General features: G+C 73.5%; 14 protein-coding genes. 4 read left to right on the top strand and 10 right to left on the bottom strand.

Annotated features, from left to right (window positions below):
- The 3 genes from AB0K09_RS01820 to pdhA form a co-directional block, all read right to left on the bottom strand.
- Nucleotides 1-262: biotin/lipoyl-containing protein (locus AB0K09_RS01820; protein ID WP_366063226.1), on the bottom strand; the 262-nt coding region annotated here is incomplete at its 3' end.
- Nucleotides 263-284: 22 nt separating this feature from the next.
- Nucleotides 285-1,265: an alpha-ketoacid dehydrogenase subunit beta gene (locus AB0K09_RS01815; RefSeq protein WP_366063225.1), complete on the bottom strand. Its 981-nt coding sequence runs from the start codon at nt 1,263-1,265 to the stop codon at nt 285-287.
- Nucleotides 1,266-1,267: 2 nt separating this feature from the next.
- Complete coding sequence (pdhA, locus tag AB0K09_RS01810) at nt 1,268-2,422, bottom strand: pyruvate dehydrogenase (acetyl-transferring) E1 component subunit alpha (protein WP_366063223.1); 1,155 nt, start codon at nt 2,420-2,422, stop codon at nt 1,268-1,270.
- A gap of 350 nt (nt 2,423-2,772) precedes the next feature.
- On the opposite strand from pdhA, the gene AB0K09_RS01805 reads away from it, so the two are divergent.
- The 3 genes from AB0K09_RS01805 (at nt 2,773) to AB0K09_RS01795 (ending at nt 5,049) form a co-directional block, all read left to right on the top strand.
- On the top strand, nt 2,773-3,432 hold the full coding sequence (locus AB0K09_RS01805; protein ID WP_366063222.1) for a response regulator transcription factor: 660 nt from the start codon (nt 2,773-2,775) through the stop codon (nt 3,430-3,432).
- A 132-nt stretch (nt 3,433-3,564) separates the two neighbouring features.
- On the top strand, nt 3,565-3,993 hold the full coding sequence (locus AB0K09_RS01800; protein WP_366063221.1) for a pyridoxamine 5'-phosphate oxidase family protein: 429 nt from the start codon (nt 3,565-3,567) through the stop codon (nt 3,991-3,993).
- A gap of 15 nt (nt 3,994-4,008) precedes the next feature.
- Nucleotides 4,009-5,049 (top strand): phosphotransferase, encoded by a 1,041-nt coding sequence (locus AB0K09_RS01795; protein WP_366063220.1) that lies wholly within the window; start codon nt 4,009-4,011, stop codon nt 5,047-5,049.
- A 30-nt stretch (nt 5,050-5,079) separates the two neighbouring features.
- Here the strand turns inward: AB0K09_RS01795 and AB0K09_RS01790 are convergent, their stop codons facing one another.
- Nucleotides 5,080-6,726, bottom strand: coding sequence for a protein kinase (locus AB0K09_RS01790; RefSeq protein ID WP_366063219.1), 1,647 nt, complete (start codon nt 6,724-6,726; stop codon nt 5,080-5,082).
- A 298-nt stretch (nt 6,727-7,024) separates the two neighbouring features.
- On the opposite strand from AB0K09_RS01790, the gene AB0K09_RS01785 reads away from it, so the two are divergent.
- Nucleotides 7,025-8,686, top strand: a complete 1,662-nt coding sequence (locus AB0K09_RS01785; RefSeq protein WP_366063218.1) for a protein kinase — start codon at nt 7,025-7,027, stop codon at nt 8,684-8,686.
- Nucleotides 8,687-8,731: 45 nt separating this feature from the next.
- On the opposite strand, the gene AB0K09_RS01780 is transcribed toward AB0K09_RS01785, so the two are convergent.
- The 6 genes from AB0K09_RS01780 to AB0K09_RS01755 form a co-directional block, all read right to left on the bottom strand.
- On the bottom strand, nt 8,732-9,295 hold the full coding sequence (locus AB0K09_RS01780) for a bacterial proteasome activator family protein (protein WP_366063217.1): 564 nt from the start codon (nt 9,293-9,295) through the stop codon (nt 8,732-8,734).
- 467 nt (nt 9,296-9,762) lie between these two features.
- On the bottom strand, nt 9,763-10,179 hold the full coding sequence (locus AB0K09_RS01775; protein ID WP_366063216.1) for a hypothetical protein: 417 nt from the start codon (nt 10,177-10,179) through the stop codon (nt 9,763-9,765).
- Nucleotides 10,180-10,287: 108 nt separating this feature from the next.
- Nucleotides 10,288-11,265, bottom strand: a complete 978-nt coding sequence (locus AB0K09_RS01770) for an NAD(P)H-quinone oxidoreductase (RefSeq protein WP_366063215.1) — start codon at nt 11,263-11,265, stop codon at nt 10,288-10,290.
- A gap of 42 nt (nt 11,266-11,307) precedes the next feature.
- Nucleotides 11,308-12,378 carry a potassium channel family protein gene (locus tag AB0K09_RS01765; RefSeq protein WP_366063214.1) on the bottom strand — a complete coding sequence of 357 codons (1,071 nt, stop codon included), beginning with the start codon at nt 12,376-12,378 and terminating at the stop codon, nt 11,308-11,310.
- Nucleotides 12,375-14,315, bottom strand: coding sequence for a molybdopterin-binding protein (locus tag AB0K09_RS01760; RefSeq protein WP_366063213.1), 1,941 nt, complete (start codon nt 14,313-14,315; stop codon nt 12,375-12,377). Before AB0K09_RS01760 ends, AB0K09_RS01765 begins: the two co-directional genes overlap by 4 nt.
- Complete coding sequence (locus AB0K09_RS01755) at nt 14,312-15,184, bottom strand: NTP transferase domain-containing protein (protein ID WP_366063212.1); 873 nt, start codon at nt 15,182-15,184, stop codon at nt 14,312-14,314. The genes AB0K09_RS01760 and AB0K09_RS01755 overlap by 4 nt, the downstream gene beginning before the upstream one ends.
- Nucleotides 15,185-15,190 lie beyond the last annotated feature (6 nt).

The raw sequence follows: 15,190 nt of genomic DNA, 5'->3' as shown, positions 1-15,190 counted from the left end.
CCTCGGGAACGGTCGGTGCGGTGCGTGGAGTCCACCAGGGCCCCGAGGACGCCGGCGTCTCCACGGGCGAGCCCGGGCAGCGGTTCCCGCTGTTGAGCTCGTGCTCGACGGCCGCCTTGGCGGTCTCGACCTCGCAGACGATCTGCCCGTCGTGGACGGTGTCACCGACGCCCACGTACCACTTGAGGATCTCCGCCTCGGTGAGTCCCTCGCCGACGTCCGGCATCTTGAACTCGCGGAAGCGCTGGGTGCTTGCAGTCATCGTCACGGCTCTCCTCTATCCCCTAGTACGCCAGCGCGCGGTCGACGGAGTCGAGCACCCGGTCGAGGCCGGGCAGGTACTCGTCCTCCAGCCGGGACGGCGGGTAGGGGGCGTGGTAGCCGCCGACCCGCAGGACGGGGGCCTCCAGGTGGTAGAAGCAGCGCTCGGTGATCCGGGCGGCGATCTCCGCGCCGGAGCCGAAGAAGACCGGCGCCTCGTGGACCACGACCAGCCGGCGGGTCTTCTCCACCGACGCCTGGATCGCGTCGAAGTCGATCGGCGAGATCGAGCGCAGGTCCACGACCTCCAGCGACTTGCCCTCCTCCGCGGCGGCGGCCGCGGCCTCCAGACAGGTCTTGACCATCGGCCCGTAGGCGACCAGCGTCAGGTCCGTGCCCTCGCGGACCGTGCGGGCGGCGTGCAGGGGGCCCGGGATGGCGTCGGTGTCGACCTCGGAGCGGTCGTGGTAGCGGCGCTTGGGCTCGAAGTAGATGACCGGGTCGTCGCTCTGGATGGCCTGCTGCATCATCCAGTAGGCGTCGGCCGCGTTCGACGGGGAGACCACCTTCAGGCCCGCGACGTGCGCGAACAGGGACTCGGGGGACTCGCTGTGGTGCTCGACGGCACCGATGGCACCGCCGTAGGGGATGCGGATGACGACCGGCAGCTTGATCTTGCCGAGCGCGCGGGCGTGCATCTTCGCAAGCTGCGTGACGATCTGGTCGTAGGCCGGGAAGACGAACCCGTCGAACTGGATCTCCACGACCGGGCGGTAGCCGCGCAGGGCCATGCCGATCGCGGTGCCGACGATGCCGGACTCGGCCAGCGGGGTGTCGATCACCCGCTCCTCGCCGAAGTCCTTCTGGAGCCCGTCGGTGACGCGGAAGACGCCGCCGAGCTTGCCGACGTCCTCGCCCATGACCAGGACCTTCGGGTCCGCCTCCATGGCGGCGCGCAGGGAGGCGGTGATCGCCTTGGCGATCGAGAGCTTCTCGATGCTCATGGTTACTTGCTCTCCTCTGCGAACGAAGCCTGGTACGCGGCGAACTGTGCGCGCTCCTCGTCGACCAGCGCGTGGCCGTCGGCGTACGTGTGCTCGAACATCGCCATGTGGTCGGGGTCGGGCATGGTGCGCACGGTGTCGCGCACGCGCTTGGCGAGGGCGTCGCTCTCGGCCTCCAGCTCGGTGAAGAACGCCTCGTCCGCGTGGCCCTCGCGCTCCAGCAGGGCGCGCAGGCGCAGGATCGGGTCCTTCGCCTCCCACAGCTCGCGCTCCTCGTCGCGCCGGTAGCGCGTCGGGTCGTCGGAGGTGGTGTGGGCGCCCATGCGGTAGGTGAACGCCTCGATCAGCATCGGGCCCTGGCCGGTGCGGGCGCGCTCCAGCGCCGCCTTGGTGACCGCGAGCACGGCCAGCACGTCGTTGCCGTCGACCCGCACGCCGGGGAAGCCGTAGCCCTGGGCACGCTGGTAGAGCGGGACACGGGTCTGGCGCTCGGTGGGCTCGGAGATCGCCCACTGGTTGTTCTGGCAGAAGAACACCACCGGGGCGTTGTAGACGGCCGCGAAGGTGAACGCCTCGGCCACGTCGCCCTGCGAGGAGGCGCCGTCGCCGAAGTAGGCGATCACGGCGGAGTCCGCGCCGTCCTTGGCCACGCCCATCGCGTAACCGGTCGCGTGCAGCGCCTGCGAGCCGATGACGATGGTGTAGAGGTGGAAGTTGTTCTGGTTGGGGTCCCAGCCGCCGTTGTTCACCCCGCGGAACATGCCCAGCAGGTTGGTCGGGTCGACCCCGCGGCACCAGGCGACGCCGTGCTCGCGGTAGGTCGGGAAGACGTAGTCGTCGTGGCGGGTGGCCCGGCCGGAGCCGATCTGCGCGGCCTCCTGGCCCAGCAGGGAGGCCCACAGGCCCAGTTCGCCCTGCCGCTGGAGCGTGGTCGCCTCCGCGTCGAAGCGGCGGGTCAGCACCATGTCGCGGTACAGACCACGCAGTTCCTCGGGCGAGACGTCGATGGAGTAGTCCGGGTGCTCCACCCGTACGCCCTCCGGCGTCAGCAGCTGGACGAGGTCGGCCTGGGCCGACCCCTCGGCCGTCTTCGCGGCGCCGGCTCGCTTGCCGTTACTGCGTCGCGGCTTGCGCGCGGCAGTGCTGTCCACGGTCACGTGTGCTCCTCCGTCTGTCCGGCCCCCGGGGTCGCCGGCGGCCAGAGGGGGTCCCCCCGCCGTGAGACAGGGGGAGGCTCGCTCGATCCCCGACGGCACACGGGGTGGGTGTGCCGAGGCCGGAAACCGGGCGTGACAGGCGCCCCGGCCATTGGCCTGCAACAAGCACGTTACCCAGCGGGACGCATTACTGCGAAACCCCATCTGACCTGCGATTTTGCTTGGATTTCCAAGTAAATCGACAACGGGGCCATATCTCCACTGGTCAGCGCCTTGCGCCCGGCCGGAACGGGGGCACGTTATCCCGCCGGACAAGAGCAGGGGAAGAGTCGATGTGTGAGACTGTCATCGTGCGCGAAGAAGGAAAAATCACGGTATTTCTGCTTGACGACCACGAGGTCGTCCGCCGCGGCGTGCACGAGCTGCTCTCCTCCGAGGTGGACATCGAGGTGGTCGGGGAGGCCGGCACGGCCGCCGACGCGCTCGTGCGCATTCCGGCTACGCGTCCTGATGTCGCCGTACTGGACGTCCGCCTTCCGGATGGCAGCGGAGTGGAAGTATGCCGTGAGATCCGTTCGCAGGACGAAAACATCAAATGCCTGATGCTGACGTCCTACGCCGATGACGAGGCCCTCTTCGACGCCATCATGGCGGGCGCCTCGGGATATGTCCTCAAAGCCATTCGCGGCAATGAACTCCTCTCCGCGGTACGCGATGTCGCGGCCGGGAAATCCCTGCTCGACCCGGTGGCCACCGCCCGCGTTCTGGAACGCCTCCGCCACGGCAAGGGCGCGAAGGGCGACGAGCGCCTCGCCTCCCTCACCGACCAGGAACGACGCATCCTCGACCTCATCGGCGAGGGCCTGACGAACCGGGCGATCGGCGAGCGGCTGCATCTGGCGGAGAAAACGATCAAGAATTACGTCTCCAGCCTGCTCGCGAAATTGGGCATGGAGAGGCGCTCCCAGGCCGCCGCCTACGTCGCACGGCTCCAGGCCGAAGGCCGCTAGGTCGCCGGGGCCGGTTTTTTCCGGGCCGCAGACCGGGCCGGAGACCGGGCCGGAGACCGGGCCGCAGAACAGTGACGGGGGAGAGGACCAAAGGCTCTAGGGGCACGTGAGACTGGCGTGCAGAGTGAGGCCATGCGCTACGACCCGGCCCACGCCCTCGATCTGCTCCGCCGCACGGCGTACGGCCGGCTTTCCGTGAGCCTGCGCGCCCTCCCCGTCATCACCGTCGCCCGCCACATCGTGACCGGGGACGGGCGGATCCTGCTGCGCACGCACGCCGGCTTCGGCTACGCCCGGGCCTGCGACGGCGTCGTCGTCGCGTACGGCGCGGACAATCTCGCGGACCGCGCCGGGGACGACGAGGCCGTGTGGACCGCGCAGTGCGTCGGCACGGCGCGGACCGCCACCCCGGGCCCCGCCGAGCTGGAGCTCTTCGGCCCGGCCCCGCGCACCGCCGACGACGCGCCCTTCGTTCCCGAATACCTTTGCGTAGAACCCCAGTTCAGCACGGTTCACCACCTCGAGGGCGTACCCGCGCGACGGGTCGCCCACTCTGCGTGAACTAACATTTGGGGCGTGCCGCGCTCAAATGTCTCGACCGCCCCACCCGACGGCGGCACCCTGCGCACGCTGCTGCGCCGCTACGGACGCCTCGGCGACCCCGTCTCCTGCGAACCGCTGACGGAAGGCCTGCTCAACCGGGGGTACCGGCTCTCCACCACGCGCGGCCGCTTCTTCCTCAAGCACCACCTCGACGGCGACCAGGAGGCGATTTCCCGCCAGCACGAGGTCACCCGCCGGCTCGGCGCGCTCGGGCTGCCCGTCGCCCCGCCCGTCGCCGGCCGCGACGGCTCGACCGTCACCGTGCTGGGCGGCCGCTGCTACGCGCTGCACCCCTGGATCGAGGGCCGGCACCGCGACGGCGGCGAGCTGACCGCCGCCCAGTCCCGCCGCCTCGGCGCACTGCTGGGCCATGTGCACACCTGTCTGGAGCAGGTCATGGAGGGCCCGGAAGGGGCCTGTACGGGCCCGGGAGCGGCTCCGGACGCCGCGGCCGACCCCGAGGACACCTACGCCCTCATCGACGAGCTCCTGACCCTCGTGCGCAGCCGCCCCCGCGACGCCTTCGACGAGCTCGCGGAACACCGTTTGGTCGAACGCCGCGGCCTGCTGGAGCGGCACGCGCACCGCCGCCCGGACGCCGCCGCCGTCCCCGCCCGGGGCTGGGTGCACGGCGACTTCCACCCGCTGAACCTGCTCTACCGGGGCGCCGAGCCCGCCGCGATCATCGACTGGGACCGGCTGGGCGTGCAGCCCCGCGCCGAGGAGGCCGTCCGGGCGGCCGTGATCTTCTTCCTGTCCCCCGACGGCACGCTCGACCTGGTGAAGATAAGGCCGTACGCGCGCGCCTACCGCCGCGCGACCGGCGCGGACGCGGGCGAGCTCGCGGCGGCCGTGCACCGGGTGTGGTGGGAGCGGCTGAACGACTTCTGGATGCTGCGCTGGCACTACCAGCTCAACGACCACCGCGCCGACCCCGGTTTCCCGGCGTCGGCGGCGCTGTCGGTGTGGTGGACGCGCTCCTACGAGGCGGTGCGCGAGGCGTTCACGGACTGAGCGGGCCCCGCGGTGCGGGGCCCCTCGGCCTCAGCCGCTGGCGCCGCGGGTACCGGCACCCGCGGTCGGGCCGGTGCCCGACGTCCCGCCCTCGGTGGTGCCACCGGGCTGCGAGGGCTTGTCGGACGGCTTGTTGTCCCCGCCGTCCGTCGGCTTGGTCGACGGCACCGTCGGGTTGCTCGGGTTGCCGGACGGCGCCTGCGAGTGCGAACCGCGCGTCGGCTCGTCGGTCGGGTCGTTGCCCGGGTCGTCCGTCCAGTTGCCCTGGTCGCTGGTGTCACCGCCGATGGTGCCGTTGTGGCCGGGCGACGGCGAGTGCTTGCGCGTACCGCCCTGGCTCGGGGTGGAGCTGGGCGTCGGCGAGGTGGAGGGACCGGGGGTCTGCTTGTCGGACGTGGTGTGCCCGTTCTTGCCGGCCGTGCCGTTGCCCTTGGTCAGCACCCAGACACCGCCCGCGACCAGCGCGATCAACGCGACGGCGACGATCAGCAGGGTCTTGCCCCGGCCGCCGCCCTGCGGACGGCCACGGCCGCCCCCGTAGCCGTCGAAGCCGCCGTCGTTCCCGGCGCCGGACCGGCGCGGCAGCAGCGGCTGCTGCGAGGTGTCACCGTGCTGCGGGTGCGGCATGGCCGTGGTGGCCCCCATGCCCAGGCCGCCGGCCGCGCCGCCGCCCGGACCGCCGATCACCTGGGTGGCGGCCGTGGCGTGGTCGATCGGGCCGGTGTCCCAGACACCCGTGTGGCCGCCCGCCTCGTGCAGCATCTGGAGCGCGTACTGGACCAGCCCGCGCATCTCCTCGGCGCTCTGGAACCGGTCGTCCGGGTCCTTGGCGAGGGAGCGCATGACAAGCCCGTCGAGCTCCGGCGGCACGCTGCCGAGCACCTGCGACGGCGGCACCGGAGTGTCCTGGACGTGCTGGTAGACGACCGACAGCGGCGTCTCGCCGGTGAACGGCGGGCGCAGCGCGAGCAGTTCGTACAGCAGGCAGCCGGTCGCGTAGAGGTCCGAGCGGGCGTCGACGGTCTTGCCGAGGGCCTGCTCGGGCGAGAGGTACTGCGGCGTGCCCATGACCATGCCGGTCTGGGTCATGGTGGAGGCCGCGCCGTGCAGGGCGCGGGCGATGCCGAAGTCCATGACCTTGACCGCGCCCGCGTTGGTGATGATCACGTTGGCGGGCTTGATGTCGCGGTGCACGATGCCGTGCTGGTGGCTGTAGGCCAGCGCCTCCAGCACGCCCGACACGATGATCAGCGCCTGCTCGGGCGGCGGTGCCTCGGCGCTGAGCAACAGGTCGCGAATAGTGCGGCCTTCAACCAACTCCATGACGATGTACGGCACGACGTTGCGGCCGACGGTGTCCTCGCCGGAGTCGTAGACGGCCACCACCGCATGGTGGTTCAGGCCGGCGACCGACTGGGCCTCGCGCGTGAAGCGGGCCTTGGAGACCGGGTCCTCGGCAAGGTCCGCGCGGAGCAGCTTGACCGCGACCGTGCGGCCGAGGCGCACGTCCTCGGCGGCGAAGACCTCGGCCATGCCGCCGCGGCCGAGCCGGTGGGTGAGGCGGTAGCGGCCGTCGCCGACGAGCCCGCCGTTACCCCACATTTCAGGCACATCGGGCATTCCGCCCCCGTTGGCGTCAGGGTCGCCCGGACCCTGGGCGCTCTGCGTCTGTGCCATCAGTCCTCGCCGTCGTGTCTGGCCGCTCGCGTTCGGGGGCGTGCGCGGGGCAATACGGTCTTCCGCCAGGCCACGCTACAGGCTTCCGAGCGGGCACCGGTCCGGGATGGACCGGTTATCAAACCCGTATCGGGCCGAGCAAGGCAAATCCCGTGACGGCTTGTCGCGCATCCGGTCACGGAACGGGCACGCGGCTTGACGTGCCCGTGGCCTGGGGCAGACTTGGCCGGAAGACAGCTGGAAGACAACGTGAAGACATGCCGTACGGCAGGCCGTGCGCCGAGGGGGAAGTAACACCATGAGCCAGGACGGCGCGCGGAGCCGGTACGCGGGACGCGCGGTCGGCGGCGGCCGCTACCAGCTGCGCGACCTGCTCGGCGAGGGCGGCATGGCCTCCGTGCACCTCGCGTACGACAGTGTGCTGGACCGCCAGGTCGCCATCAAGACGCTGCACACCGAACTCGGCCGGGAAGCGTCCTTCCGCGAGCGCTTCCGGCGCGAGGCGCAGTCGGTGGCCAAGCTCACCCACACCAACATCGTCTCGGTTTTCGACACCGGCGAGGACGACCTCGACGGCGCGACGATGCCGTACATCGTCATGGAGTACGTCGAGGGCCAGCCGCTGCGCTCGGTCCTCGACGCGGACATCGCCCAGTACGGCGCGATGCCGGCCCAGAAAGCGCTGAAGATCACAGCCGATGTGCTGGCCGCGCTCGAGGTCAGCCACGAGATGGGCCTGGTCCACCGGGACATCAAGCCGGGCAACGTGATGATGACCAAGCGCGGCGTGGTCAAGGTCATGGACTTCGGCATCGCGCGCGCCATGCAGTCCGGCGTGACCTCGATGACGCAGACCGGCATGGTCGTCGGCACCCCGCAGTACCTCTCGCCCGAGCAGGCGCTGGGACGCGGCGTCGACGCCCGTTCCGACCTGTACTCGGTCGGCATCATGCTCTTCGAGCTGCTGACCGGCCGGCTGCCGTTCGATGCGGACTCGCCGCTGGCCATCGCCTACGCGCACGTCCAGGAGGAGCCGCCGGTCCCCTCCTCGATCAACCGCTCGGTCCCGCCGGCCGTGGACGCGCTCGTCGCCCGCGCGCTGAAGAAGAACCCGAACGAGCGCTTCCCCAGCGCCGAGTCGATGCGCGACGAGTGCGCGCGGGTCTCGGGCGCGGCGCAGGCCGCCGCCTCGCCGATCATCATCGCGGGCGGCCCGCCGGCCCGCAGCGGTGCGGGCGTCAGCTCGGCCGTCTTCCCGCCGGTCGACAGCCGGGGCACGCCGGCGCCGCAGAGCGTCCAGACGCCCTATCAGAATCCTTACGCCAGTGGCGGTTACGGGCCGTCGACGCCGGCGCCGCACGCCGCGCCGGCCCCGGCCTACGCGGCCCCGGCACCCTCCTACAGCACGCCGCCGCCCCCGTCGGCGCCCGCGCCGTCCCCCTCCGGCGGGAGGAACAACAGGCCGGTCATCATCGGCTCGGCCGTCGTCGCCGCCCTCGCGGTCGTGGGAGTGATCACCGCCCTCCTGGTCGGTGGCGACAAGAACGACCCCGCCAAGCCGGCGCAGAACCAGGCCTCCGCCAGCCCCGCGGCCGGCACGACCGGCGGTACGGCCGCCGGCACGACCGGGAGCGGCGGGACCTCCGGCGGGGCGCAGGCCAAGCACCGGGACGGCGACAAGTCGAAGACCATCGACAAGGAGAAGTGCACCGGCGCGTACGACTACTACAACGACAAGACGAAGAAGTCCGCGCCGGACTTCCGCTACGTCTACATCGACTCGGTGAAGGAGTGCCTCCAGGCCGCCGGCTGGAAGTACAAGATCGTCGACCAGGACGAGAACACCTGGGGCAAGGGCACGGTCCTGAGCCAGACGCCCGAGTCGGGCGACCCCTTCGACCCGAAGTCGCCGAGCGCGCAGTTCACGCTGACCGTGTCGACGGGCGACGCGCCGCAGTAACCGGCAGGGGGCCGCCGGCAACCGACGGCCCCCTTTCTGTTTTTCCTACAGGTACGGCCCGGAGCGGGCGCCGCCGTGCTGCGGGCCCTCCCGCTCGTCGTCGCCCCCGATGCCGGCCGGCAGGGCCCGGCGCATCTGCTCCAACTGGGCGCGCGCCGCCATCTGCTGCGCGAACAGCGTCGTCTGGATGCCGTGGAACAGCCCCTCCAGCCAGCCGACCAACTGCGCCTGCGCAATGCGCAGTTCGGCCTCGGTGGGGATCGTCTCGTCCGTGAAGGGCAGGGAGAGGCGCTCCAGCTCCTCCACGAGCTCGGGGGCGAGCCCGTCCTCCAGCTCCTTGACCGAGCTGGCGTGGATCTCCCGCAGCCGCACCCTGCTCGCCTCGTCGAGGGGAGCGGCCCTGACCTCTTCCAGCAGTTGCTTGATCATGCTGCCGATGCGCATGACCTTCGCGGGCTGTTCGACCATCTCCGTCACCGGGACCTCGCGCGACTCGTCGTCGCCCTCCCCGCCGCCGGGGCTGGCGCTGCCGAGAGCCAGGCCGTCCGGGCCTACGACCAGGACGTGCGGCGGGCTCTCCTGCGACCGTTCATTCCTCGGCATATCCATGCCGCCATTCTCTCGCACATGTGATTTCCCCAGGGTGATGCCCCCGCACACGCACGCCCATGCGGGTTGCCCATGCGGGCAGCAACACGAAGAAGGCGGGGCCTCCCCCTCCTCCTCTCCGCCCTCCTCTCCGCCGCGACGGCGAGGCCCCCCCAGCCCCAGGCCAGGGCCGTCGGCCGCCTGGCGCGCGCGGAGGCGGGGCCGAGGGGCGCCAGCCCCCCCCAACGCCGCCGCGACGGCGAGGTCCCCATGCGACCTGGCCGGCGGTGCCGAACCGGGCCCAGCCCGGCGGGCACCGTGCCGGACACCGGCACGGTGGCTGAGCGCCGCCGCGCCGGGAAGAGGGGACGAGGGGGCGCCAGCCCCCCTCCCGCAGGCCCCGGGCAGGGGCGGAAGGGAGAGGGCGCCCTCGGCCGGGGGGAAGGACAGAGCGCCGTCGGGGTGCGGGCCCGGGAGAGGGCTCGGGGTCAGCGACCCCGCAGGCGCAGGGCGAAGAACGCCAGCCCCAGCCCCGTCAGCGTCAGCCCCAGCCCCAGCGGCAGCACCCGCATCGCTCGGTCCGAGGATTCCGTGGCCCGGGAGCGGGCAGGGGCGCCCCGGTCCGCGGGACGCGGGGCCGGCGGCACAGGCGCGGCCGGCCGCGGGGCCTCGCCCTTCTCCTCCGCGCCGGGGCGACCGGGATGGCGCCGCCCCGCGCCCGCCGCCGTGCCCACGAGGTCGTCGCCGGAGGGCGACGGCGACGACGGCGGCGACGGGAAGACCGTCGTGTACGACGGCACCGCCGTCGGGTCCCGCTCGTCCGCCCGCACCGCGCCGCCCGGCGCGCTCAGCAGGGCCGTCAGCACGAGCACGGCCAGGGAGACGGTTCGCGATCGGCAGCCCACTTCGCCAACCTCCGCGGGAGTCGCCCCCCTGACGGACACCCACCACCCTCACACGGGTGGCGCCCGGCAGCGCGCTGGACAGGGCGATCAGGCGAACGGGTCAAGCGCTCACACCGTCAGCAGCACCTTCCCGATGTGCGCGCTCTCCTCCAGCACCTGGTGCGCCCCCGCCGCGTCCCGCAGCGGCATCGTGCGGTCCACGACCGGCCGTACCCGCCCGGCCGCGATCAGCGGCCAGACGTGCTCCCGCACGGCCGCCACGATCGTCGCCTTCTCGGCGAGAGGCCGCGCGCGCAGCGACGTGCCCATCACGGCGGCCCGCTTCATCAGCAGCGCGCCCAGGTCCAGCTCGGCGCGCCGGCCGCCCTGCAACCCGATGATCGTCAACCGTCCGTTGACGGCGAGGACGTCTACGTTCCGTGCGAGGTACTTCGCCCCGACGATGTCGAGGATGACGTCCGCGCCGACCCCGCCCGTCACCTTGTGGAGCTCCTCCACGAAGTCCTGTTCGCGGTAGTCGATGAGGATGTCCGCGCCCAGCTCGCGGCAGCGCTCCAGCTTCTCCGGCCCGCCCGCCGTGACGGCGACGCGTGCGCCGGCCGCCTTGGCCAGCTGGACGGCCATCGTGCCGATGCCGCTGCCACCGCCGTGCACGAGCAGCGTCTCGCCGGGGGCCAGGTGGGCGATCATGAATACGTTCGACCAGACCGTGCACGTCACCTCCGGCAGCGCGGCCGCGTGAACGAGGTCCATGCCGGCCGGCACGGGCAGCAGCTGGCCCGCCGGCACGCAGACCTTCTCCGCGTAGCCGCCGCCGGCCAGCAGCGCGCACACCTCGTCGCCGACCGCCCAGCCGCTCACCCCGGGGCCGAGGGCGGCGATCCGGCCGGAGCACTCCAGGCCCGGGTAGGGGGAGGCGCCGGGCGGCGGGTCGTAGAAGCCCTGCCGCTGCATCACGTCGGCGCGGTTGACGCCGGCGGCCGCGACCTCGACGAGAACCTCTCCGTCGCCGGGCACGGGATCGGGGACCTCGGCCCAGACGAGCGCCTCGGGGCCACCGGGTTCGGGAATGGTGATCGCATGCATGAGCGCGAGGCTACTCCCCGGAATCCCCGGAGGCCGCGCGGTTCATGACTGGCCGTCGGACGCGTCCGGCCGGGCCCGGACGATCGTGATCAGCCGGTCGGTCGCCCTGAGCGGGCTCGCTGCCGGGTCGTCGTACGGCAGCAGGCGGTGGCCGCGCAGGACGGAGACGACCAGGTCGTCCGTCTCCCGCACCCCGCGTCCCACCTCGGACTTCACCACCGGCCGTTCGATCAGGGCGAGGCCCGTGCCGTGCTGGATGAGGTCCTCCATGACCGTGCCGGCGCTCGGGCTGAGCACGGACAGGCCGAGCAGCCGTCCGGCCGCGCTGGCGCTCGTGATCACCGTTGAGGCGCCGGACTGGCGCAGCAGCGGGGCGTTCTCCTCCTCCCGCACGGCGGCGACGAGGTGGGCGCCGCGGTTGAGCTGGCGTGCGGTGAGGGTGACGAGCACGGCCGTGTCGTCGCGCTGCGTGGCGACGATGATCTGCCGTGCCTTCTGGAGCTCGGCGCGGAGCAGCACGTCGCTGCGGGTGGCGTCGCCGACGACGCCCGCGTAGCCGTGCGCGGTGGCGGACTCGACGACCTTGGGGTTCGGGTCGACGACGACCACCTTCTCGGCGGCCAGCCCGGTCGCCCGCAGGGTCTGCAGCGCGGACCGGCCCTTGGTGCCGAATCCGATGAGGACGGTGTGCTCACGCACGGCGGACCTCCAGCGTGCCTCGCGCCACTGCCGGCGGGTGCGTTCGGTGAGGACCTCGAGCGTGGCACCGACCAGGATGATCAGGAAGAGGACGCGCAGGGGCGTCACCAGGAGCACGTTGGACAGCCGGGCGCCGTCGCTGTGCGGCACGATGTCGCCGTACCCGGTGGTGGAGAGGGTGACGGTGGAGTAGTAGACGGCGTCGAGGAAGTCCACCCGGCCGTCCGCGTTGTCGTGGTAGCCGCCCCGGTCGGCGTAGACGACGATCACGGTCGCGACGAGGACGAGCAGTGCGAGGCCCAGCCGGCGCGCGACCTGCCGCAGCGGCGCGACGGCGCCGCGCGGCAGCAGGATGCGGTACTCGCCCTCCGGATCCTCGGAGCGGGCCGCGGCGTCCTGGGCGGGGAGCTTCACACGGCGCCTCCGGCGGGCGCGGCGGCGGCCCAGGGCAGGGCCAGGAGCTCGGCCCGGCCGCCGTGGCCGGTGCCGCCCGGCGGGATGACGGCCAGCGCGTCGGCGGCGGCCAGGCCACGCAGCATCGCCGGCCCGTGGAAGCGCAGGGGCCGGGCCCGGCCGCCGCCCTGGCCGGTCACCGGGACCAGGCGCGTGTCGGCCGGGTGCCCGGAGACCGGCCCGGTGAGCACGGCCTGCGGGAGGCGGTCGGCGGGCGGCTGCCCGGCGAGGGCCCGCAGGACGGGCACGGCGAGCGTGACCAGCCCGGCGACGGCCGCGAGCGGATTGCCCGGCAGGCCGACCAGATGCCGGCCGGGGGCGAGCCGGGCGAGCAGCATCGGGTGCCCGGGCCGGACGGCGACGCCGTCGACGAGGAGTTCGGCACCGAGCCGGCCCAGGGCCGGGCGGACGTGGTCCACGGGCCCCGACGCGGTCCCGCCAGTGGTCAGGACGAGGTCGGCCTCGCTGCCCGCGAGAGCGGCGTGGAGCGCCTCCGCGTCGTCGCCCAGATGCCGGGTGGTGCGGACCTCGGCGCCGAGGGCGTCCAGCCAGGGACCCAGCATGGGCCCGAGGGCGTCGCGGATCAGGCCGTCCCGGGGCGTCCCCTCGCGCAGCAGTTCGTCGCCCAGGACGAGTACGTCGACGCGCGGGCGGCGGGTGACGGCCAGTTCGTCGTACCCGGTGGCGGCGGCGAGGCCCAGCACGGCCGGGTTGACGCGCATCCCGGCGGGCAGCAGCTCGTCGCCGCGGCGGCACTCCTGGGCCCTCGGGCGGATGTCCTGCCCCTGGGTCACACGGCGCGTCGCCTGGAGCTCGCCCTGCGGACCGGTTCTGCCGTGCTCCCGCCGCAGCACGGCGGTCGTCCCGGGGGGCACGCGCGCGCCGGTGGCGATGGGTACGGCACGGCCGTCCGCGAGCGGGGCGGCCGCGTCCTGGCCGGCGAGGATGCCGGTGCCGTCCTCGCCCTCGCCGGGCAGCTGCCAGGGCCCGGGGCCGGCGAGGGCCCAGCCGTCCATGGCGGACGTGTCGAACGACGGCAGGTCGGCGAGCGCGGCGAGCGGCTCGGCGAGCGTCCGGCCGAGCGCTTCGGCGATCGGCAGCCGCTCGGCGGGCAGCACGTCGGCGGCCCGGGCGGCGATGTGCCGGGCCTCGTCCCAGGGGACGCGCCCGTGCCGCGGCCCGCCGGTCCCCTTCCGTCGCCGCTCGGGCGCGTGCAGATCGACGAAGCGCACGCCGTCGAACGGCACGTCGAGCGGCTCTTCCGGCCCCTCGCCCCCGTGTCCCCGGGACCGCCCACCGGCCGCCTCGGGGGCGGCGCCGAACGGGTCCCGGTCGAAGGAGAACCCGGACCCGGCCGGTGGCTCGTTCCGCGAGGAACGCGCCTGCGCGGCAGGCCGCTCGGCGTCGAGGAGGAACCCGGGCAGCGTCACGTCGGCCGGACGGCGCTCACGGGACGCCTCCTCCGGCCCGAACGGATCGCCGTCGAACGGGAAGCCCGGGTCCACGGCTCCGCTGCGCACAGCGGCCGCAGCCCGCTCGCGCGGCGGGTCGGCCGGCCGCTCACCGTCACGCCGCGAGCCCGGCAGCAGCGGCCCGCCGGCCGCACCGCGCTCACGCAACGCCTCCTCCGGCCCGAACGGATCGCCGTCGAAGGGGAATCCGGGCCCGGCGGCTGAGCGGTCCGGTGAGCGGTCCGGTGCCCGCTCGGCGTGCTCCCGGGGCGCGCTGTGGCCGGGCTGCTGTCCCGCGCACGGTCCGTGCCGCTGCTCGGCATGCGCGTCCGCGTGCCGCGGCGAGCGGCCGGGCGGCCCGTCGGAACCGGCGGGCCGCGGGGTGAGGAGGGCCAGGGCCTCCTCGGTCGCCCGTTCCAGGGCCGCGTCCGCGTCGTGGTCGGTCATGACGGTCCGTCTGCCGAACCGTCCGTCTTCTCCTCCGCCCAGCGCGCGGCGAGCGCGGTCGCCGCGCGGGCCGCCTCCGCGACCGCCTCGGGGCCGCCGCCCCGCTGCGCGGCCGCGTAGCCGACGAGGAAGGTGGTCAGGGGCGCGGCGGGCCGGGCCACGCCGTGGGCGGCGTCGCGGGCCAGGTCGAGGAGGCCCGCCGTGTCGACGTCGAGATCCAGGCCCATCTCGGCCTTGACCGCGGAGATCCATTCATCCAGCACGGTCCCATGGTCCCTGATGCGGGCACGGGCCGCGCCGATGTCGTCCCAGGTGTCGCAGTCGAAGGAATCCGGCGAGTCGGTGGGACGGTGGAGGCGGGTGAGGGTGAGGTCGGAGAGGAGCAGCCGCAGCGGCAGTCCGGTCAGCGTGCCGTGTTCCGTGGCGAGCAGGGCGAGCTCGCGGCGGAGCGGCTCGGTCCGGTAGGCGGCGACCAGGGGCTGGTCGCGGCCGGCGGGGTCCACGAGCAGGGTGCCCTCCGTGCCGGCCGCTCCGGCTTCCGTGAGCAACTCCCGGACCGTGTCCGGGCGGAGGAACGGCAGGTCGGCGGAGAGGACGAGGACCGTGCCGGCGGTGGCGTGCCGCAGGCCGGCGTGCAGGGCGGCGAGGGGGCCGCCGCCGGGCGGTTCCTCGCGCGTCCACAGGACCGGCCGGGCGGTCGCCCGGCGCGGGCCCACCACGACCGTCCGGGCGGCGTCCGGACAGGCGCCGAGCACCCGGTCGAGCAGCGCGCGCCCGCCGATCCGCACGCCCGGCTTGTCGGCACCGCCGAGCCGGCGGGCAGCCCCGCCGGCCAGCACAACAACGTCGTACTCCGCGTGATCCGTCACCCGATG

Origin of the sequence: Streptomyces sp. NPDC049577, from assembly GCF_040675635.1 — a bacterium.
GTDB lineage: Bacteria > Actinomycetota > Actinomycetes > Streptomycetales > Streptomycetaceae > Streptomyces.
Note: the sequence above shows the minus strand (reverse complement) of the source record. Positions and strands in the feature narration are given on the sequence as shown.

Coding starts and splice junctions, on each gene's coding strand:
- AB0K09_RS01815 (WP_366063225.1), bottom strand. CDS start 1,265: ATGAGCATCGAGAAGCTCTCGATCGCCAAGGCGATCACCGCCTCCCTG.
- AB0K09_RS01800 (WP_366063221.1), top strand. CDS start 3,565: ATGCGCTACGACCCGGCCCACGCCCTCGATCTGCTCCGCCGCACGGCG.
- AB0K09_RS01790 (WP_366063219.1), bottom strand. CDS start 6,726: ATGGCACAGACGCAGAGCGCCCAGGGTCCGGGCGACCCTGACGCCAAC.
- AB0K09_RS01785 (WP_366063218.1), top strand. CDS start 7,025: ATGAGCCAGGACGGCGCGCGGAGCCGGTACGCGGGACGCGCGGTCGGC.
- AB0K09_RS01780 (WP_366063217.1), bottom strand. CDS start 9,295: ATGGATATGCCGAGGAATGAACGGTCGCAGGAGAGCCCGCCGCACGTC.
- AB0K09_RS01770 (WP_366063215.1), bottom strand. CDS start 11,265: ATGCATGCGATCACCATTCCCGAACCCGGTGGCCCCGAGGCGCTCGTC.
- AB0K09_RS01760 (WP_366063213.1), bottom strand. CDS start 14,315: ATGACCGACCACGACGCGGACGCGGCCCTGGAACGGGCGACCGAGGAG.